Below are 20,012 nucleotides of genomic sequence, written 5' to 3'. Positions count from 1 at the left end.
CGATCCCCACGGGGGCGACGAGGTGCGCGGCCCCGTCGTGCGGTGCGCACCCCCCGGCAGATCACGGCCGCGACCGAAAGGGCCGGGCCCACACGATCGAGGGGAGTGGTGGAGACGATGCTGTGGGCGGTTCCCGTCGCCGTGGTGGGGGCCTTCAGCCTGGCACTCGGATCCGCACTCCAGGAACGCGACGCCGTCCGTGCGCCCGGCGCGCGTGTGGCCCGCGCCGGGTTCCTCCTCTACCTGTTCGGGCGCCCGCGCTGGTTGGCCGGCGGGGTCCTGGTGGTCCTGGGCGCGTGCATGCACATGACCGCGCTCAGCGGCGCCCCTCTCACCGTCATCCAGCCCCTCGGCGTGACCGGCCTGCTCTTCGCGATCGTGCTCTGGTCGGCCTTCACCCACCGCGCCGTCAGCCCGTACCAGATCGCCGCCGGCCTCGCCGTCATGGCCGGGCTCACCGGTGTGCTCTGGCTCTTCCCTCACGTGGACGACGCCCCCGCCATGGACACCGGCACCGCCCTCGCGCTCGCCGGGGGTGTCATCGGCGCGGGCGTGCTGTTGCACCTGACCGCCCGGTGGTTCCCCAGTCCCGTCCGCGCGATCGTGCTCGCCCTCGCCGGCGGGGCCGCCATGGGCACCACCTCCGGACTGGCGCGCGTGGTGCTGGCCGGGGCCCACGGCGACTGGAGCCAGTTGATCAGCTGGCTGACCCTCCTGGCCGCGGGTACCGCCGTCTTCGGTGCCCTGCTCGTGCAGAACGCCTACCGCAGCGGCCACTTCGCCGCCGCCTACGCGACCCTGCTCGTCACCGACCCCGTCGTGGGTGTCGGCATCGGCGCGGTGATGCTCGGCGAGGGCGCCCCCGAGACACCGTTCGCCCAGTTCGGCGCCCTGCTCTTCGCACTCCTGGCGATCGCGGGCACCTTCGGCCTCGCGCGCAGCCGGGACCGCAACCCCGAGGCCGCGGCAAGCCCACGGTCCGCACGCATCCGAACGAAGGAGTAACGCCATGGCCGGAGCCGCGCGCCCACTGCGTGTACTGATCGTCACCGACACCTATCCGCCCGACGTCAACGGCGCCGCCTACTTCACCCACCGGCTCGCCGAGGGGCTGGCCGGGCGCGGACACCGGATCCACGTGCTCCGCCCCTCTTCGTCGGGGCCCCCGCACGTGGTCGAGGCCGGGGAGGTGACCGAGCACCGGGTGCGCTCGGCTCGGATCCCGTTCCAACCCAGCATGCGTGCCGCGGTGCCCCTGGGTCTGGGCGGCCACGTCGACCGGCTGCTGGACCGTTTCGCGCCCGACGTGGTCCACGTGCAGAGCCACTTCACGCTGAGCCGCACCGCGCTGGCCCGGGCGCGAGCGGCCGGGATCCCCACGGTGCTCACCAACCACTTCATGCCGGACAACCTCTACGCACACGCGCGTGTACCCCGGTCCCTGCAGTCGGCGGCCGGCTCCGTGGCCTGGAACGACATGGTGCGCATCGCCGAGCAGGCCGACCACGTGACCACCCCGACCCCGCGCGCCGCCCTGCTGCTGCGCGAACAGGGGTTGACCCGGGACGTGGAAGCGGTCTCGTGCGGCATCGACCTGGCCCGGTTCCACCCCCGTGCCGGGGAACGCCCGGCGGCACGCGCGAGCCTCGGGGTGCCCGACCGAGACTCGATCGTGTTCGTGGGCCGTCTGGACGAGGAGAAGCGCATCGACGAACTCGTGCGCGCCCTGGCCGTGCTCACCGCCGACCTCGACGCGCAGCTGGTGCTGGCCGGGACGGGGCAGCGCGAGGAGGAACTGGCCGATCTGGCACGCGTGCTGGGTGTGGACGACCGTGTGCACTTCCTGGGTTTTGTGCCCGACGAGAGGCTGCCGCTGGTCTACGCGGCGGGGGACGTCTTCGCGATCGCGGGCGTGGCCGAGCTGCAGAGCATCGCGACGCTGGAGGCGATGTCGACGGGGCTGCCGGTGGTGGCTGCCGACGCGATGGCGCTGCCGCACCTGGTCGCCGAGGGCCGCAACGGATACCTCTTCCCGCCGGGGGAGGTGGAGGTCCTCGCCGACCGGTTGAGCAGGATCCTGGGGTCGCGGTCCGAGCGCGGTTTCCTGGGGGCCGCGAGCCGGGAGATGGCGGGGGAACACGACCACCACCGGTCCCTGGAGCGCTTCGAGACCGTCTACGCACGGGTGGTCGGGGCGGTCCCGGTCCGCGGACGGCGGAGGCCGGTGAGCGTCTGATGCCCGATATGGGTGCCTTGTTCAAGTATGGGGTTTCCGTGTTTTTTGCGTGCTGAGCAGTGCATATTCAGCTGTTTCCGGAAACAGGCAGGGTGTGTGGTTCCAAGGCATCACGGGACAGGCAGGCCGCGGGCGGACGCCGCCGGGCGACGGCCTGGTGGACAGGTTGAAGGACGCCGAGCACGACGCAGGGCGCCACGAACGCGACATGTCGTCGTTCGAACGCGAACGCATCGACCTGGAACACCGGGTCAACCGCATGGAGGCCGAGCTGGAGTCCCTCCGCAAGAGAAGACTCGAAGCCTACGCACAATGGTGGAACGCCCGCGACGACAGGGACCGAGCCCTGCACATCTGTCGCAAGCTCCGCCGCCGCATCGACCGCACCCGCAGCGCGGGCGACCAGGAATGACCCCGCAACGACGCACCCGACGAAGACGCCACCGACCGACCCCGGAACGGTCCGGCCCCGCGGCCGGGCCGTTCCTTCGTGTGCGGGCGGCCGCGCCACCGGCCGGCGCCCCGGAACCGGGCGCGCGTCGGGCTGTCGGGCCCGGCCCGCGCCCGGTCAGCCCTCCGGTTCCTGATCGGTGAGCTCCTCCAGCTGGTCCTCCACCGTGCGGGCCGCCCCGCGCAGCGCCGCGAGCGTGACCTGTACCGCCGGCCTGCGCAGCGTCCCCGTCCGCAGCACCGCGTAGACGTGCCGTTCGGGCGCCGAACCCGGAAGGCTCCGGTAGACCAGCCCGGCAGGGGCACCCACCATCGCCAGCCCCGGGACCGCCGCGATCCCGATCCCGCGTGAGACCAGGCTCAGGATCGTGCCGAGCCCCTCGAACTCCCACGCCGCCGAGGGCAACCCGCCCACCTCGGCCATGAGCCGGTCGGTCCCGTAACGCGAACGCTCGCCCTCGGGCGCCACCACCCACGACTCCCCGAGCAGCTGCTCCAGCACCACCGGGACGGCGGGGTCGGCCAGGCGGTGGTTCTCGGGCACCGCCAGCACGAGCGGGTCGGCGAGCAGGTGCACGTGGCGCAGGCCGCTGTCGGAGGTGCGCCCCGGGTGCTGGCCCGTCCAGTCGTCGACCAGGGCGATGTCGACCTCCCGCGTCTGCACCTTCTGGGTCCCGGTCGCCAGCAGCGTCTGGCGCAGCACCAGCTGCATCTCCGAGTGCTGCCGCAGCGGGGGAGCCAACAGCGGCGCGAACGCCACGGCCGCGGTCGGGAACGCCGTCACCGTCACCGTCCCCAGGGCCACGTCCGACTGTTCGGCCAGGACCGACTCGGTGGCCTCGACCAGAGCCAGGATCTCCTCACTCTGGGCGACCAGGAGCCGGCCCGCATCGGTCAGTTCCGCCCCGCGCGGGGACCGGTCGAGCAGGGCCACACCCGTCTCGCGTTCGAGCGTGGCCAGTTGCTGCGAGACCGCGGAAGGCGTGTATCCCAGGGCGTTCGCGGTGGCCACGATCGTGCCGCGGGCGCTGAATTCACGGAGCAGTTGGAGGCGTCGAAGATCAAGCATAAGAACAGCTTACGCTCACCATCGAAAAGCCGTGCTTGTGCTGATGGGTCAGGGCGGGCAGTCTTGTGGTGACAGACCGTCACCCATTGGTGCGGTCAAGCGCACAACGATGAGCCGGAGATGAGTCAGACATGACCGTCACTGTGTCCGCGACCCTTGCCGTGAACGAAGCCCTCGAAGAGAAGCGTCGCCAGGGGGTGCGCGTGCTTCCCCTCGGCTTCGGCGAGGCCGGGCTCCCGGTGCACCCGGTCATGCGCGACCAGCTCTCCGCCGGCAACGGTGCCAACGCCTACGGTCCCGTCGCCGGCTCCACCGCCCTGCGCGAGGCCGCCGCCGGCTACTGGGAACGCCGCGGCCTGCCCACCGACCCGTCCATGGTCATCGCCGGCCCCGGCAGCAAGCCGCTGCTCTACAGCCTGCTGCTCGAACTCGGCGGGGACACCGCGATCGCCGCGCCCAGCTGGGTCAGTTACGCCGCCCAGAGCCGCCTGGTCGGGTGCCGCCCCGTCATGGTGCCCACCGCCACCGGGCAGGGCGGCGTACCCCAGCCCGACCTGCTCCACGCCGCCGTCACCGACGCCCGCGACCAGGGCCGCACCGTCAAGGCGGTCGTGGTGACCCTGCCCGACAACCCGACCGGGACCGTCGCGAGCGAGGAGACCGTCCGCCGCCTGGCCGAGGTCGCCCGCGAGCTCGACCTGGTGATCATCTCCGACGAGATCTACCGCGACCTCGTCCACCCCGGCGACGGCGAGGTACGGGTGCACAGCCCCGCGGACTTCGCCCCCGAGCGCACCGTCATCTCCACCGGTCTCAGTAAGAACCTGGCCCTGGGCGGCTGGCGCATCGGGGTGCTGCGCCTGCCCGACTCCGAGATCGGACAGCGCCTGCGCGGCGGGCTCCTGGGCGTGGCCAGCGAGATCTGGTCCAGCCCCGCCGCCCCCGTGCAGGAGGCCGCCGCCCACGCCTTCACCGAACCCGCCGAGCTGGTCGACCACATCGACCGCAGCCGCCGCCTGCACGGCCTCGTCGCCCGCGGTGTGGCCGACACCTTCACCGCCGCCGGCGCCGAGGTCCCGACCCCGCGCGCGGCGTTCTACCTGTACCCGGACTTCGAGCCGGTGCGCGAGCGCCTGGCCGCCCAACACGGCATCACCACCGGCCCGGAACTGACCGGACTGCTGCTGGACCGCTTCGGCATGGGCGTGCTCCCCGCGGTGGAGTTCGGCGAGAGCACCGACACCCTGCGCATGAGGGTCGCGACCAGCCTGCTCTACGGCGAGACCGAGGAGCGCCGCTACGCCGCCCTGTCGGCCACGGATCCGCTGGCCCTGCCGTGGATCTCCGACCACCTGGAGCGCCTGTCGGAGGTGCTGGACGCGCTGCTGCCCGACAGCCCTTCGGGCTCCGTCGCGGCGCCCGCCCAGGTCGCCACGTCGGCGGTGTAGCCCGACGCCCCGGGTCCCACCGGACCCGTTCAGGCCGGGTGCCGCCCCGTCAAAAGGGGGTGGGGCGGACACTCACACGAGGGGCCTCCCAGGATCCGCGATCCCGGGAGGCCCCTCACCGTGTGTGCCGGTCGGGTCAGCCGCGCACCTCTGCCTCGACGAGGTCGGCGGCGTACCCGGTGCCGCTCTCGTGCAGTCGGGCACCGATACGGGCGAGCCGTTCGGCGACCCCCGAGTCGGAGGTCAGCTCCAACAGCGCAGTGCGCAGGCGCTCGGGGGTGGCGTCCGCGGTGTCGATCCGCCGGGCCACACCCGCCGCCACGAGCTGGTCGGCGTTGCCGAACTGGTCCACGGCCTGGGGCACGGCGATCATCGGGGTCGAGGTGTAGAGCCCTTCGCTGCACCCGCCCATCCCGGCGTGGGTGACGAACGCGTCGGCCTTGCCGAGGATGTCGAGCTGGGGCACCCAGGTGTGCACCTCGATGTTGCCCGGGACCGGCCCCAGCTCCGCCCGGTCGACGTACGCGCCGACCTGGAGCACCACGTGCCACCCGGGCAGGTCGCCGAAGGCCTCGATGCAGGACCGGTAGAAGCCCGGGAGGTTGGTGTAGGCCGAACCGAGCGAGACGAGCAGGACCTGGTCGGCCCCGGCCGGGGCCGACCAGGTCCCCTGGTCGGCGCGCTCGCCGAGGCAGGGCCCGACGAAGGTGACGGTGTCGCGGTCGACGGTCTCGGCGTGCGGCTGCATCTCCTCGGGGATCATCGCGAGCGCACGGTCGGGCCGCCCGGCGAAGGAGGAGTGGTCGAGCTCGGTGACCCCGTTCTCGGCGAGCCAGGCGTCGAACTTGGCGAAGTGCTCCGTGGCCCCGGGCAGCGCGCGCAGGCCCTCCATCACCGTGTCCTGGTAGTCGGCCCAGGCGACGTAGGTCGGGGAGAGCTGCAGGGCCGGGATGTCCCACCGGATCCCGAGGACCCGCGCCGCGTAACCCCCGATGTCGTAGAGGAAGACGTCGGGGCGGTCGCCGTCGTAGGCCTCGCGCAGCACCGGGAGCACGTTCATGGCGTCCTCGAGGAAGATGTCCATCCCCTCGACCGGGTCGTTCGCCCACTCCTCGTCCCCGGTGGGGAGCGTGGTGGTGAAGCGGACCAGCTCGGCCCCGGTGCCGGCGATCAGGTCGCCGATCCGGCCCGCGGGGTCGTTGGCGTAGGTGACGCGGTGGCCCCTGCGGACCAGTTCGCGGATGATCTCCAGGCTGGGCAGGACGTGGCTCACGGCGGGGACGCCGACCATGGCGATGTGGGCGCGGCGGGTCATGGCGGTGCTCCGGTGCAGAGACGGCGGTCGTTGGACGTTGCGGGCCCGTTGCCCTTCGGCGCGGGTCGGCGTACCCGTCAGCGTAGGCGGGGCCTTCTCCACGGCGCACGCGGTTTTCCTGGGCGTCCGGACGCGGGTCCGCTGTGAGAGGGCGGGCCGACCGTTCTAGAGTGCGGTACGGCGACGGCACGGGTCGCACCGCGGCAGCGCGGGCGACGACCCACGGCCGCCGGATCGAATCATCACGCAGAGGAGTGAATCGGTGACCCTCGTGGAATGGGCGGACCTGGTCCGTGCGGAGCTGGAACTGGACGAGAACGAACGCCTGGACCGGGCCGACGTCGACCGGGTCCTCGACCTGGCCAAGGACGCCGCGCACTCGGTCGCCCGGCCCGCCGCTCCGCTGACGACCTTCCTGATGGGTGTCGCGGTCGGCCGCGGCGCCGACCCGCAGGAGGTGGCCGCGAGGCTGAGCCGCTTGGCGCTCGACTCGGCAGGGGAGTGAGCAACTGGGCCGATACCCGACCTGAAACGTTCGCGTCGAATAAACGTGACGCAGGCGTGATGAACCACTGCAACCCTGTCACCACCTCATGGAGTCCGTGACCTGGTGCACGTTGCGCGGCCACCGCTTCGATGTGCAGCAGGATGCGGACACAGCCGTCCCCCGATCCGAATGTGATACGGAGATCCCCGCATGGATCAGATCCTCGGGATGGCCGAGATCGTCAGCGAGGTGCTCTGGGGACCCTTCGTCCTCATCCCTTTGCTGTTCGGCGTCGGCTTGTTCCTCACGGTCCGCCTGAAGCTGCTCCAGCTCCTGCGGTTGCCCCACTCGCTCTGGCTCGCCCTGGTCCGACGGAAGGAGGACTCCTCGGTCGAGGGCGACATCTCCCACTACCAGGCGTTGAGCACGGCCCTGGCGGCGACGGTCGGTGTCGGCAACATCGCAGGTGCGGCCCTGGCCATCGGTGTCGGAGGGCCGGGCGCCCTGTTCTGGATGTGGGTCGTCGGTTTCCTCGGCATGGCCACGAAGTACAGCGAGGCCCTGCTTGGTGTGAAGTTCCGCCGCACCGACGACAAGGGTGAGCAGAGCGGCGGCCCGATGTACTACCTCAAGTACGGGCTCAACGGTTGGCTCGGCACTGTGCTCGGCGGTTCTTTCGCCGTCTTCGGGGCCATCGCTGCCTTCGGTATCGGCAACGGAACCCAGGCCAACACCGTCACCCAGCAGGTCACCAGCATCGTCGAGGTCGAGCCCTGGGTGGTCGGCCTGATCCTCATGCTGCTCGCCGGTGCTGTCATCCTCGGCGGCATCAAGAGCATCGGTCGTGTTGCCTCGGCCCTGGTGCCCCTGATGATCATCGGCTACGTCGGAGCCTGCCTGCTCGTCCTGGCCATCAACTGGGCCTCGATCCTGCCGGCACTGCAGCTCGTGGTCGTCAGTGCCTTCTCCTACACCGCGCCGGTCGGCGGGTTCGCGGGTGCCGGGCTGATGCTCGCCATCCAGCAGGGTTTCGCCAGAGGGATCTTCTCCAACGAGGCCGGGCTGGGCAGTGGTGCGATCGCCGCTGCGGCCGCCAAGACCCGTGAGCCGGTCCGCCAGGCCATGGTGTCGATGACGCAGACCTTCATCGACACCATCATCGTCGTGACGATGACCTGCATGGTCATCATCACGACCGGTGTCTGGCAGGAGGGCGATGTCGACGGTTCCCTGCTGACCTCTCTGGCGATGACCGAAGGGCTCGGTCAGGCCGGCCCCGCGTTCGCTGTTGCGGGCCAGTACATCGTGGCGATCTCCGTCGCCGTCTTCGCGTTCACCACGATGCTGGGTTGGGCGTACTACGGGGAGCGCTGCGTGGAGTACCTCGGCGGACGCCGATTCGTCACGCCTTACCGGCTCGTGTTCATCGCGGTCGTCTTCGTCGGATCGGTCGCAGCGCTGGACGAAGTCTGGCTGTTCAGCGATATCGCGAACGCGATGATGGCCCTGCCCAACCTCCTCGGCCTGCTGCTGCTCTCACCCCTGGTCGTGGCCGAGACCCGCAGGTTCTTCGGCCACCCCGACTGGCGCAACCCCGACGTGGTCATGGGCGACGTCCGCACCTGACCGCACATCGTCGAGGGAACGCACGAGGGGGACCGGCACCGCCGGTCCCCCTCCGTCATGTCCGGGCCGTGTCCGGCGCGGGATCACCACCAGGCGTGGAAGTGGTGCACCGGGCCCTGTCCGCCGCCGGCGTCGATGTCCTCGGCGCGGCGCAGGGCCGCGGTCAGGTAGTCCTTCGCGCCGCGCACCGCGGTGGCGGTGTCCGGGCTCTGGGGGAGCAGGGCCGCGATGGCGGAGGAGAGCGTGCACCCCGTGCCGTGGGTGTTGTGCGTGGCCACCCGGGGGCCGGTGAGCTCCACGGCGGGCACGCCCTCGGCGACGAGCACATCGGTGCTGTGCCCGGAGTCCAGGTGCCCGCCCTTGAGCAGCACCGCCCGCGGGCCCAGCTTCAGCAGCTCCGCAGCCTGCTCGTGCATGCCCGCCAGGTCGGAGGCCTCCTCGACCCCGAGCAGGTCGGCGGCCTCGGGCAGGTTCGGGGTGATCAGGCCGGCCCGGGGGAGCAGCACCGTACGCAGGGCCTCGGTCGCCGACTCCTCCAGCAGGCGGTCGCCGCTCTTGGCGACCATCACCGGGTCCACGACCACGTCGGTGAGCCCGTGGCGGTCGATCGCGGAGGCCACCGCCTCGGTGACCTCCGCGGTGCCCAGCATGCCGACCTTGACCGCGTGCACCGTCGCGTCCTCGAGCAGGGTGTCGAGCTGGCGGGTGACGAAGCCTGCCGGGATCCCGTGCACGTCCGCGACCCCGCGCGTGGACTGGGCGGTCAGGGCGGTGATCACACTCATCCCGAAGACCCCGTGCGCGGAGAAGGCCTTGAGGTCGGCCTGGATGCCGGCGCCCCCGCTGGGGTCGCTGCCGGCCACGGACATGACGTTGAAAGCGCTCATGGCGTTCCTTCGCTAGTACGAACTAGGGCAGGTTCGACGGGTGTGCTCTCAGCCGGACCGGTTCGACGGTTCCGGCACCCCGCGCCTCTGTGTCTCGAATTGTAGGAGCTACGCGCTCAGCGCACGAGGGTGGCCTCGTGCCCGTGCTCGCGCTCCTGCCGGGCCCGCTTGCGGTGCTCGAACACCAGCACGGTCGTGACCACCGCGAAGCCCAGGACCATGAAACCCACGGTCGCCGGGACGTCGGAGACGGGCACGATCTCGCGGTCCTCGTTCTGCCACGGCCACAGGGCACGCAGCGAACCGGCCATCACACCGGTCAGCACGACCAGGGTGATCGCGCGCTTGTTCTCCAGCAGGTACTGCAGCAGCTTGACGAACAGCGCGAGACCGGTGACCGCGCCGGCCGCGAACGTGAGGATGAAGGCGATGTCCACGTTGCGTACGGCCTGCAGGACCGGCTCGTACAGTCCCACGGTCAGCAGGATGAAGGACCCGGACATGCCCGGCAGTACCAGGGCGCAGATCGCGATCGAGGCGGCGAAGAAGACCACGACGGGGTTGACCGGGAGGTTTGCACCGGGCAGACCCATCACGAAGAACGCCAGCACGGCGAAGGCGAGGCCGATCGCGTAGTGCCTGGGCCGCCACGGGAGCCCTGCGCTGCTGTAGGGGATCCACACGCTGGCCAGCACGAGCCCGAAGAACAGGGCGTAGGCGTACTGGTTGTAGTCGTGCAGGATCGGCTCGATGAGCAGTAGTGCCAGGATCAGGAAGATCGGCATGCCGATCAGGGCGGGGACCAGAACCCCCCAGTCGGCTTTGCCGAACTCCTCCTTGGCACGGTTCATGCCCTTGCCGCGCAGCCCGTCGGTCACGGTCAGGCGGATCCCGCTGACCACGTGGCCGGCCCCGCCGATGAGCTTGTCGTAGAGCCCGACGATGAGCGCGACCGTGCCGCCGCTGATGCCCGGCAGTGCTTCCGAGGTGCCCACGGCCCCGCCGCGCACCGCGTTGAAGATGTAGGAGCCTACTGACTTGGCCATGTGAGCTGTAGGGCGCCCTCCGGGGGCCGGAAGGGCGCCTTACCTCCGTCCTAGTGGTGTTGCGGCCCGCACCCCGCACACGGCGGGGCGGAGGACCGTCGAAGGGGTGGTCCGCTCGCGGCGTGGCCGCCCTGTGCAGCTGGGGACCCACGTGCAGCCGCGGAGGTCGTGGCGAGCCCGGGCCGGCGATGGGGGAGGCGGGCCGGCGGGTGCAGCTCCCGTCAGTCTAACGGCGCCCGGGTGTGCCGATCCCCGAATCCGCGGTGGGTTTCGGTTGTGTATTCGGTGAGCGACCTTGTGCCCGTAATGGACATCGGTGGGCGGTCACCACACGGGCCGGCCCGGCACGCTCTCGTGCGTGTCCGTACCCTGCCTGGCCACCGCGGATGCCCAGCGGTAGTCCTGTTTGCCGACCGCCGTGCGCCGAACCTGTTCCACGAACCGCACGGTCCGCGGAACCTTGTACCCGGCCAGGCGCCCGCGGCAGTGCGCACGCAGTTCCTCGGTGTCCACACCGGCGCCCGCGGAGACCGCGACCACGGCGCTGACCCGCTGGCCCAGGTGCTCGTCCGGCATCGGCAGCACGATCGCGTCCACGACCTCCGGGTGGGCCTTGAGCGCCGCCTCGACCTCCTCCGGGTACACCTTCTCCCCGGCGGTGTTGACCACGACGCTGCCCCGGCCCAGCAGGACCACCGAACCGTCCTGCCCGCGGGTGGCGTAGTCCCCCGAGAGCGCCCACCGCCGGCCGCGCCGGTCCACGGGGAACGTGCGCGCCGTCGCGACCGGGTCGTTGTAGTACCCCAGCGGGATGTGGCCCGACCTGGCGATACGGCCCACCTCCGTCGACCCGGACGGCAGGGGGTCGAGGTGGTCGTCGAGCACCGCGACGCTCCCGCCCATGGCGAAGTTCGGGCCGCGCTCGGTCTCACCGGACGGGTCGGCGCCCGGGGCCACCCCGGCGTCGGCGGTCCCGCACACACCGGTCTCCGAACCCCCGTAGGAATCGGCCAGGGCCAGGTCGGGGCGCCACGAACGCCACAGGGCCCGCACCGGGTGCGTCAACGGTGTGCCGCCGGAACGCACCGAGGTCAGGGCCGGGCACAGGTCCGGCTCGGCCAGCAGGCGCATCACCAGCGGGCGCGCCATCGCATCGCCCACCAGCTGTAGCGTGTGGACCCCCTCGCGGTGGGCCAGGGCCGTCAGGCGACCGGCGTCGAAGGTCCGGTCGGTGGAGACGACCACACGTTTGCCGCACAGGAGCATGCTGAGCGCGTTCCACTGCCCGGCCGCGTGCATGAGCGGGCCCAGCACGAGCATGCGCTGGGGGAAACACCGCGCCGCCCGTTCGGCCACGTCGGTGGGGGTGCGGGCGCGCGGAGCCCCCGGGGAACGGCGTTCCACGGCCGCGCGGAAGATGTCGGCCTGGCGCCACAGCACACCTTTCGGATGGCCCGTGGTGCCGCCGGTGTAGAGGAGGTAGTGGTCGGAACCGCTCGTGGGGGGCAGCTCGAACGGGTCCTCGGGGGCCTGCGCGGCCAGGGCGGTCTCGTAGTCCATGCCGGCCAGGGACCTCGCGCGCGGCCCGCCGTCCTCGATGAGCAGCACGTGGCGCAGCCGTGGCAGGTCGGCGCGGACGCCGACCACCGTCGCGGCCAGGGAGTCCTCCGCGACCAGGGCGACGGCGTGGGAGTCGGAGAGCACGTGGCGCAGTTCCCCGGCCACGTAGCGGTAGTTGACGTTGACCGGCACCGCGCCCGCGCGCAGGATCCCCAGGAAGGACTCCAGCCACTCGGCACGGTTGTGGGCGAGCAGGGCCACGTGTTCGCCGGGCCGCACACCGGCGCCGGCCAGGTGGCGGGCCACCCGTGTGGAACGTGCGTTCAGGGCCCGGTAGGTGAGGCGTCGGGGGCCCGCGACCACGGCGACGCGGTCGGGAACGGCCTCGGTGACGGCCTCGAAAAGCCGGGCGAGGGAGAAGGGTGCGTCCGGGTACGCGGATGGGGGCACGCGGGACCTCCCAGGCAAAGGTCGGGCGCCGTCCCCGGCGGGGGGAGCTCGTGGCGGCGCGGGGCTCTGTCGCGACCGTACCCCTCGGGGCCTCGGCCGATGCCCGTCGGGGGAATGGTGCGCGTCACCAGTGCCGGGAGCCCGGGTCACAGGGGACGGGCCGGGGGGGGGGGGCTCCAGGTCGGGGGAGCGGGGCGCACGTGTTTCCGGCATTTCGGCCTGCCCGGTCAACCTGTGAGGTGTGCCACCCCTTGTGGGCTCAGCGGATCATCTGCTCAACTCTTGGAGACCTTCGCCGGAGGGCGCTACCCCGCCCGACGGTGGGTATCAAGTGCGTGACATCGGTCAATGGTGATCGGAGCTATCTCGATGAGCACGACCCAGAACCTGGGACAGCACGACCCCGCCGGGGACCCCGGCGCACCGTCACTCTCCAGTGCGGACCACATCGCCCTCGCCGAGGAGCGGTCCGCCCACAACTACGCCCCCCTTCCCGTCGTCGTCGCAGAGGGCCGCGGCGCCTGGGTGACCGACGTGGAGGGACGCCGGTACCTGGACTGCCTGGCCGGGTACTCCGCGATGAACTTCGGCCACCACAACCCGGACCTGCTCGCGGCCGCCCACCGCCAGCTCGACCGCGTGACCCTCACCAGCCGGGCCTTCCACAACGACCGGTTCGCGCCGTGGGTGAACGCCCTGGCCGACATGGCGGGCAAGCAGAAGGTCCTGCCCATGAACACCGGGGCCGAGGCGGTCGAGACCGGGATCAAGGTCGCCCGCAAGTGGGCCTACGAGGTCAAGGGCGTGCCCGCCGACCAGGCCACCATCGTCGTGGCCGGCGACAACTTCCACGGGCGAACCACCACCGTCGTCTCCTTCTCCTCCGACACCGAGGCCCGGACCGGCTTCGGGCCGTACACACCCGGGTTCCGGTCGGTGCCCTACGGGGACGCGGCCGCGCTCGAGGAGGCCATCGACCACACCACCGCCGCCGTGCTCATCGAACCGGTGCAGGGCGAGGCGGGCGTCATCGTGCCCCCGCCGGACTACCTGCCGCGGGTGCGGGAGATCTGCGACGCCAACCGGGTGCTCTTCATCGCCGACGAGGTGCAGTCCGGCCTCGGGCGGACCGGGACGATCCGCGCCTGCGAGCACTTCGACGTGGTTCCCGACGCCTACCTGTTCGGCAAGGCGCTGGGCGGCGGCATCCTGCCGGTCTCGGCGATGGTGGCCGACGAGGACGTGCTCGGCGTGATCCGACCCGGGCAGCACGGCAGCACCTTCGGCGGGAACCCGCTCGCCGGGGCCGTGGGCCACACCGTCGTCCGCATGCTCACCGAGGGGCCCTACCTCGACAACGCCCAGCGCCTGGGCGAGGTGCTCAAGCGCAGGCTGAAGGAGTTCGTCGGCAACGGCGTGGTCTCCGCGCGCAGTATCGGCCTGTGGGCCGGGGTCGACGTGGACCCCGCGCTGGGGAGCGGCAAGGAGCTGTGCCGTCGTCTGGCCGAGCACGGGGTGCTGGTCAAGGACACGCACGGTTCGACGATCCGGATGTCGCCGCCGTTGGTGATCTCGGAGGAGGACCTCAACTGGGGTCTGGACCGGTTCGGCGAGGTGCTGGAGGACCTGCGCCGCTGATCCTGTCGTTCACGTTCCGCGTGGGGCACTCACCGGCGCTCGCGCCCCACGCGGAACGTTGTCGGGCGTGGAACGTTGTCGGAGTTCCCACGCGGAACGTCAGGAGGCGCCGGCCTCCTCGGGGGAGTCCTCGGCTGCGTCCTCCTCGGGGGTGACCTCGTCGACGGTCCCGTCCTCCGGCTCGATCGGGTCCAGCGGCCCCCCGAGCTCGGACATGAGCACGTCCTCGTCCACCTGTTCCACGGTCTCCCGGGTCACGTACAGGGTCCGCTCGGGCCCCTCCTCGATCTGCCTCCGCACACGGTCGGCGATCGACATCTGCCCCTCGGCCGTGGGGTGGAAGCTCGCGCGGTCGACCTCGAGCCCCTCGCCGAGCTCACCCAGCACGATCCCGTTGAGCCACGCCTCGTCCGCGCTCACCTCGTAACCGCTCAGGGCGCTGAACACGTTGACGTACTCCGCGCTGCCGACCTCGCGTTCGCCGTAGACGTCGCCGTCCACGCGGTAGACGGTGTCGCGGATCGTCTCGTTGAAGCGCTGCGCGACCGAGTTCAACCACAGCTGGTCGCTCACGCTCAGCGTGTAGTACATGCCGGTCGGGTCCTCGGGGAACAGGCGCGGGTACCCCAGCACCAGGATGCGCGCGTCCGGGGCGCGGTCGTGGATCTCCTCCAGGACCTCGGTGAGGGTCTCCTCGAACTGCTCCATCCGGTCGGCGATCTCGTCCTCCTGGTCCACACACGCGGTGTTCTCCAGGATCGGCATCCGCACCATGCAGGTGCGCAGGACGGGGATGAACCCGAGGTCGTTGCCGCCGATCCCGACCGTCACCAGCGAGGTGTGGTCGGTGACTCGTTCGATCTGCGACTCGGGGGTCCCGATCTGCCCGAGCATGTCCTCGCCCTTGTGCGACGAGCACGCGAAGAAGGCGAGCGTCCCGGAGAACTCGTAGTCCTCCGCGATGAGCCGCGGGTAGGCGTTCTCCGAGCGCCAGCACCCGCCCGGTTCGGCGGTCGAGGGGTCGTAGTCGCCGGCCCCGTCACCCGAGGAGTAGGAGTCGCCGAGCGCCACGTAGTTGCCCCACAGCGCCGCGTCCTCGGGGTCGACGCGCACACGCCAGTCCAGCTCCTCCTCTTCCTCCTCCTCGGTGAGGGGAGGCGGATCGCCGGGGCACACGGCGCCGGTGAGCCCGCACCACAGGTCGGTGACGCCCTCGCGGGTGGCGGGCACGGCCATCGTGACGACCATGACCAGGGCCAGGGTCGCGGCGGAGGCCAGACCGATGCGTCCGCGCCTGCTGCGCGGGAGCCGGCGGGAGAACCGGCCGCGTACGGTCGCGGGCGCCGCACCGGGTTCGGAATCGGCGTCGCCCCCGGTCTCGGCGTCGGACCCGTCCTCGGGTCCGGGTCCGGCATCGGCCCCGGGGTCGGCCTCGGGGCCGGGGGGCTGCTCGGCCCCGCCGGCCGGGCCCTCCTCGGGCACGCCGTCCTGCTCCTCCGGTTCCCGGTCCCGGCCGTGTTCCCCGGCCTCGGGGTCGTGTTCGGGCTCGCCGAATTCCGACGGGTCGTCACCACGGGTCGCCACGGCCGCTACCGCCTCCCATTCCCGGACGGCTGATGGTCTCGGCCCAGACTACCCGGGGCGATTCGCCTCGTTCGTGTCGAGAACGCCACCCCCGCCGGGCCTGCCGGGTTGGCCGACCTCGGCGTCGGGGTGTCGGTTGGCCCTGAGGGTCCAGGGGCTGCGGTAGTCGAGAGGGTCGGGGTGCTGCTCGCCCTCGCGGAGGTGCTGTTCGCTCGCGTCCACGCGTCGGTCCCCTTCACTCGCGGTCGGGGCGGGGGAGGGGGCGACGGCCCCAGCGGCGGCCAATCCCGCTGGGACACGTCACGCCCCCATCTGCCAGGGAGGCACTTCGACTCTGCCGGTCGGGCCGCCCCGTGGCACCCGTGGAAGTCCACAAAGATCCGGCGCCGAACCTCGTACCGACACACACCGTCACCACGCGGGCACTGCGAAGGGGCCAGGGCCCCGGACATGCCGGAGGGCGGCCGCCCGCCGTGCGGGTGCCGCCCTCCGCCTGTCGCCCGAACGCGGACGCGGGTCCGTGGGACCCGGGAAAGCCTCTAGCCGATCTCGACCTTGCGGGCGTCGGCGAAACGCTTCTGGACGTCGGCCCAGTTGACCACGTTCCAGAACGCCTTGACGTAGTCCGCCTTGACGTTCTTGTACTGGAGGTAGAAGGCGTGCTCCCACATGTCCAGCATGAGCAGGGGCTGGCTGCTCAGGGCGGCGTTGCTCTGCTGGTCGTAGAGCTGCTCGATGATCAGGCGCTTGCCCAGGGCGTCCCAGGCGAGGATGGCCCAGCCGGAACCCTGGATGGTCGTGGCCGCGGCGTTGAAGTGCGAGCGGAAGGCGTCGAACGACCCGAACTGGTCGTCGATCGCCGCACCCAGCTCGCCCTCGGGCTTGTCGCCGCCCTCGGGGGAGAGGTTGTTCCAGAAAATGGAGTGGTTGACGTGACCGCCGAGGTTGAACGCAAGGTTCTTCTCGAGCATGGGCACGGTCCCGAAGTCGCCGGACTCGCGCGCCTCAGCCAGCTTCTCGAGGGCGGTGTTGGCACCGGCCACGTAGGTCGCGTGGTGCTTGTCGTGGTGCAGCTCCATGATCTGCCCGGAGATCCAGGGCTCCAGGGAGGCGTAGTCGTAGGGCAGCTCGGGAAGCTCGTACGGCGCAGACATCTCTGACGCACCTTTCCAATGACGCGATTCGTTCACCAGCGATGGGATCGCTACTGAGCAAGCTATCAGCCGACCGGTGCGGACCCCCATGTCAGGCCTTCGGGGCCCCGTTCCGGGAATAATCCGGCGCTCGCGGGAATTCGACACCGGTCCTTCAATACCGGTCCGCGCGAGCCCTTACGGTGTGGCCCGGCCCGGTCCGTGGTAATGGTCCCAGGCGTTGGCCGACCGTTCTCCGCGGCTTCACCACGGCAACACCGTGGCCGGGCACGATGCAGCGACGGCGCCGAGCGCTGTCGCTCCGTGGTCCCACCCCCATACCCCGTGAGGTCGCTGCAACCCATGTCCGCAACACCGTCCTCAACACCGGTGTCCCGCCCGCGCCACCGCCCCGAGATCGAGGGGCTGCGCGCGGTCGCGGTTCTGCTCGTGGTCGTCTACCACGTCTGGTTCGGCCGGGTCTCCGGCGGCGTGGACGTGTTCCTGCTGCTGACCGGGTTCCTGATCACCGGCTCGCTGCTGCGGATGCTGGAGCGCGACGGGCGCATCGCCTTCACCGCGTTCATCTCCCGCCTGGCCCGCAGGCTGGTGCCCCTGGCGGCGGTGGCGCTCGGCGGGGTCCTGGCGCTGACCTTCGTGTTCCTGCCGGCCTCGCGGTGGCCGGGTGTGCTCGAGGAGGTGCGCGCGGCCGCGCTGTACCACGAGAACTGGGTCCTGGCGCAGAAGGCCGTGGACTACTTGGCGCGCGAGGAGGCGTTGAGCCCGGTCCAGCACTTCTGGTCGCTGTCGATCCAGGGGCAGTTCTACGTGCTGTGGCCCCTGCTGCTGGCCCTGGCCGCGTTCGCCGCGTCCCGCCTGGGCACGAGTGTGCGGCGGGCGTCCCTGGCCGCGGTCTCCGTCGTGTTCGCGGCCTCCTTCGCCTACTCGGTGTGGATGACCGGAACCGACCAGGCCTGGGCCTACTTCGACACCGGGGCGCGGCTGTGGGAACCGGCGTTCGGTGCGGTCCTGGCGCTGGTCGTGCACCGCCTCGACCTGCCGGCACGCCTGCGCCTGGTCCTGGGCTGGACCGGCCTGGCCGCGCTGGTGCTGTGCGGGGCGCTGGTGCCGGTCTCGACGATGTTCCCGGGGTGGATCGCGCTGTGGCCGACCGGGGCCGCGGTGCTGGTGATCGTCGCCGGGACCACGGGCAGCCGCTACGGCGCGGACCGCCTGCTGACCTGGGGCCCGCTGACCCGGATCGGTGGGCTCTCGTACGGGCTGTACCTGTGGCACTGGCCGCTGCTGGTGGTCTACCTGCACCTGACCGACCGCAGCACCGCCACACTCCTGGGCGGCGCCGGCGTCGTGGCCCTCTCCTTCGCCCTGGCCTGGATCTCGCACCGGGCCGTGGACGGCGGTGTCACCCGGCTGATGCGTGACCGCCGCACACCCGCGCGGTCCATGGCCCTGGCCGCCTCCTTCCTGGTGCCGCTCATGGCCGGGTCCCTCCTGTGGTCGGGTCAGATCGTGCGCGAGGAGGAGGCGCGGGCCGAGCTCGCCGAGGAGGTCTCCAGTTACCCCGGGGCCCTCAGCCTGGCCGACGCCGATGCCGACACGGCCACGGACGCGTACCCGGCCGGGGGAGAGATGCCGATCCTGCCCGACCCGGTGCTCGCCGAGGAGGACCTGTCCGACCACCACGACCAGGGCTGCCACGTCAACCTGGAGGAGACCGAGGTCGTGGTCTGCGAAGAAGGGCCCGAGGACGCCGAGCACACCCTCGCGATGGTCGGTGCCTCCCGTGTCGCGCACTGGTACCCGGCGGTGCAGGAGGTCGCCCAGGAGCACGGCTGGCGGCTGGTCTCCTTCACCAAGAGCGGGTGCCAGTTCAGCGCCGAGACCCCTATGCGCGACGGCGAGGTCTTCGAGGAGTGCCAGGAGTGGAACGAGGACGCCATGGAGGTGCTCTCCGACCTGGAACCGGACGCCCTGCTGACCTCCTCCACCACCGCCAACCCCAGCGGTGAGCGCCTGCCCGACGGGTTCGTCGACCGCTGGGAGGAGTTGGGCGACCTCGGCATCGACGTCCTCGGCGTCCGCGACCTGCCGCGCCGCGACTACCAGACCGCCGAGTGCGTCGAGGGCGGGCTCGAGTCGGACTGCACCTCCCCGGCCGCCTACAGCCACGAGGAGACCGACCCGGCCGAGGAACGCACGCTGCCCGAGCACGTCAGCACGTTCGACCTGACCGAGTACGTGTGCCCGGGCGGGCAGTGCGACGCGGTGGTCGGGAACGTGCTGGTCTTCTGGGACCACTCGCACATGACGGCGACCTACGCGCGCACGCTCGTGCCGATGATGGAGGACTCCCTGCTGGAGGCCACCGGCTGGTGACGCTGGGGCCCGTCCGGGGGCCTCCGATTCGTGTGTCCGAGGGGCTTTCCTCCGCTGCGGGGCGGGTGCGGAGGGAAGTCCCCGAACGCGGGGAACCTCCCGGAACACGCGTATCACCATGTGTGAACAGGCATGGACCTAGGGTGATTGATGCTTCTGTCGCCGTCCCATGCAGCGAGGGCGCCCATGTCCGTGTCGGTTCCGGGGCTCCGTCCGGTCGCCACCCCTGGTGCACCGGCCGGGGGGCGTTCCGAGCGAGGGTCCGGGGGCGGGTACCGGCCCGAGATCGAAGGACTGCGTGCGGTCGCGGTCGCCCTGGTGGTCGTCTACCACGTCTGGTTCGGCCGGGTCTCCGGCGGCGTGGACGTGTTCCTGCTGCTGACCGGGTTCCTGATCACCGGCTCGCTGCTGCGGATGCTGGAGCGCGACGGGCGCATCGCCTTCACCGCGTTCATCTCCCGCCTGGCCCGGCGGCTCCTGCCGCCGGTCGCGGTGGTCCTGGCGGCCGTGCTCGCGGCCACCTACGTCTTCCTGCCCAGCACCCGGTGGGAACAGACCCTCGCCGAAGTGCGGGCCGCCGCGCTCTACCACGAGAACTGGGCCCTGGCCCGTGCCGCCGTGGACTACCTCGCGCGCGGGGAGGCCGCGAGCCCGGTCCAGCACTTCTGGTCGCTGTCGATCCAGGG

At 71.5% G+C, this 20,012-nt stretch carries 17 protein-coding genes and 1 riboswitch; of the genes, 9 read left to right on the top strand and 8 right to left on the bottom strand.

Translation table 11 applies throughout. The features are described 5' to 3' along the window. The first annotated feature begins 117 nt into the window (after positions 1 to 117). The 3 genes from IDM40_RS21865 (at position 118) to IDM40_RS21855 (ending at position 2,648) form a co-directional block, all read left to right on the top strand. The gene (locus IDM40_RS21865; RefSeq protein ID WP_193123971.1) at positions 118 to 1,005 is read left to right on the top strand and encodes a DMT family transporter; all 888 of its coding nucleotides are present in this window, start codon (positions 118 to 120) and stop codon (positions 1,003 to 1,005) included. A gap of 4 nt (positions 1,006 to 1,009) precedes the next feature. Next, the gene (locus IDM40_RS21860; RefSeq protein WP_193123919.1) at positions 1,010 to 2,236 is read left to right on the top strand and encodes a glycosyltransferase; all 1,227 of its coding nucleotides are present in this window, start codon (positions 1,010 to 1,012) and stop codon (positions 2,234 to 2,236) included. 94 nt (positions 2,237 to 2,330) lie between these two features. Further along, positions 2,331 to 2,648, top strand: coding sequence for a hypothetical protein (locus IDM40_RS21855; protein WP_193123918.1), 318 nt, complete (start codon positions 2,331 to 2,333; stop codon positions 2,646 to 2,648). A gap of 156 nt (positions 2,649 to 2,804) precedes the next feature. On the opposite strand, the gene IDM40_RS21850 is transcribed toward IDM40_RS21855, so the two are convergent. After that, a complete protein-coding gene (locus tag IDM40_RS21850; protein WP_193123917.1) occupies positions 2,805 to 3,755 on the bottom strand; it encodes a LysR family transcriptional regulator in 951 nt (316 codons plus the stop codon). Positions 3,756 to 3,886: 131 nt separating this feature from the next. Here IDM40_RS21850 and IDM40_RS21845 point away from each other — a divergent pair, with 131 nt between their 5' ends. Next, positions 3,887 to 5,203 carry a pyridoxal phosphate-dependent aminotransferase gene (locus tag IDM40_RS21845; protein ID WP_193123916.1) on the top strand — a complete coding sequence of 439 codons (1,317 nt, stop codon included), beginning with the start codon at positions 3,887 to 3,889 and terminating at the stop codon, positions 5,201 to 5,203. A gap of 136 nt (positions 5,204 to 5,339) precedes the next feature. Here IDM40_RS21845 and IDM40_RS21840 read toward each other — a convergent pair whose 3' ends face one another. Further along, the gene (locus tag IDM40_RS21840; RefSeq protein ID WP_193123915.1) at positions 5,340 to 6,518 is read right to left on the bottom strand and encodes a macrolide family glycosyltransferase; all 1,179 of its coding nucleotides are present in this window, start codon (positions 6,516 to 6,518) and stop codon (positions 5,340 to 5,342) included. Between the two features lie 262 nt (positions 6,519 to 6,780). On the opposite strand from IDM40_RS21840, the gene IDM40_RS21835 reads away from it, so the two are divergent. Continuing rightward, entirely contained in the window at positions 6,781 to 7,023 is a 243-nt protein-coding gene (locus IDM40_RS21835; protein WP_193123914.1) for a DUF6457 domain-containing protein, read from the top strand. A gap of 192 nt (positions 7,024 to 7,215) precedes the next feature. Then, positions 7,216 to 8,631 carry an alanine/glycine:cation symporter family protein gene (locus IDM40_RS21830; protein WP_193123913.1) on the top strand — a complete coding sequence of 472 codons (1,416 nt, stop codon included), beginning with the start codon at positions 7,216 to 7,218 and terminating at the stop codon, positions 8,629 to 8,631. An 83-nt stretch (positions 8,632 to 8,714) separates the two neighbouring features. Here IDM40_RS21830 and thiD read toward each other — a convergent pair whose 3' ends face one another. The 3 genes from thiD to IDM40_RS21815 all read right to left on the bottom strand — a co-directional run bounded on the left by thiD (position 8,715) and on the right by IDM40_RS21815 (position 12,574). Next, positions 8,715 to 9,518: a bifunctional hydroxymethylpyrimidine kinase/phosphomethylpyrimidine kinase gene (gene thiD, locus IDM40_RS21825; protein ID WP_193123912.1), complete on the bottom strand. Its 804-nt coding sequence runs from the start codon at positions 9,516 to 9,518 to the stop codon at positions 8,715 to 8,717. After that, a riboswitch (TPP riboswitch) is annotated at positions 9,506 to 9,610 on the bottom strand. Its footprint overlaps the gene before it by 13 nt. 24 nt (positions 9,611 to 9,634) lie before the next feature. Then, positions 9,635 to 10,564 (bottom strand): DUF368 domain-containing protein, encoded by a 930-nt coding sequence (locus IDM40_RS21820; protein ID WP_193123911.1) that lies wholly within the window; start codon positions 10,562 to 10,564, stop codon positions 9,635 to 9,637. A 324-nt stretch (positions 10,565 to 10,888) separates the two neighbouring features. Continuing rightward, complete coding sequence (locus IDM40_RS21815; RefSeq protein WP_193123910.1) at positions 10,889 to 12,574, bottom strand: acyl-CoA synthetase; 1,686 nt, start codon at positions 12,572 to 12,574, stop codon at positions 10,889 to 10,891. 369 nt (positions 12,575 to 12,943) lie between these two features. Here IDM40_RS21815 and rocD point away from each other — a divergent pair, with 369 nt between their 5' ends. Then, positions 12,944 to 14,212, top strand: a complete 1,269-nt coding sequence (gene rocD, locus IDM40_RS21810) for an ornithine--oxo-acid transaminase (RefSeq protein WP_193123909.1) — start codon at positions 12,944 to 12,946, stop codon at positions 14,210 to 14,212. A gap of 99 nt (positions 14,213 to 14,311) precedes the next feature. Here the strand turns inward: rocD and IDM40_RS21805 are convergent, their stop codons facing one another. The 3 genes from IDM40_RS21805 to IDM40_RS21795 all read right to left on the bottom strand — a co-directional run bounded on the left by IDM40_RS21805 (position 14,312) and on the right by IDM40_RS21795 (position 16,950). Then, positions 14,312 to 15,796 carry an SGNH/GDSL hydrolase family protein gene (locus IDM40_RS21805; RefSeq protein ID WP_193123908.1) on the bottom strand — a complete coding sequence of 495 codons (1,485 nt, stop codon included), beginning with the start codon at positions 15,794 to 15,796 and terminating at the stop codon, positions 14,312 to 14,314. 48 nt (positions 15,797 to 15,844) lie between these two features. Then, complete coding sequence (locus IDM40_RS21800; RefSeq protein ID WP_193123907.1) at positions 15,845 to 16,018, bottom strand: hypothetical protein; 174 nt, start codon at positions 16,016 to 16,018, stop codon at positions 15,845 to 15,847. A gap of 317 nt (positions 16,019 to 16,335) precedes the next feature. Then, entirely contained in the window at positions 16,336 to 16,950 is a 615-nt protein-coding gene (locus IDM40_RS21795) for a superoxide dismutase (protein WP_193123906.1), read from the bottom strand. A 342-nt stretch (positions 16,951 to 17,292) separates the two neighbouring features. Between IDM40_RS21795 and IDM40_RS21790 the strand changes: the two genes are divergently transcribed. Further along, entirely contained in the window at positions 17,293 to 19,326 is a 2,034-nt protein-coding gene (locus IDM40_RS21790; RefSeq protein WP_193123905.1) for an acyltransferase family protein, read from the top strand. A 186-nt stretch (positions 19,327 to 19,512) separates the two neighbouring features. Next, on the top strand, positions 19,513 to 20,012 hold a 500-nt coding region (locus IDM40_RS21785; RefSeq protein WP_193123904.1), incomplete at its 3' end, for an acyltransferase.

Origin of the sequence: Nocardiopsis coralli (genome assembly GCF_014892575.1) — a bacterium.
Lineage (GTDB): Bacteria > Actinomycetota > Actinomycetes > Streptosporangiales > Streptosporangiaceae > Nocardiopsis > Nocardiopsis coralli.
This window is presented reverse-complemented; position numbering and strand designations above follow the sequence as displayed.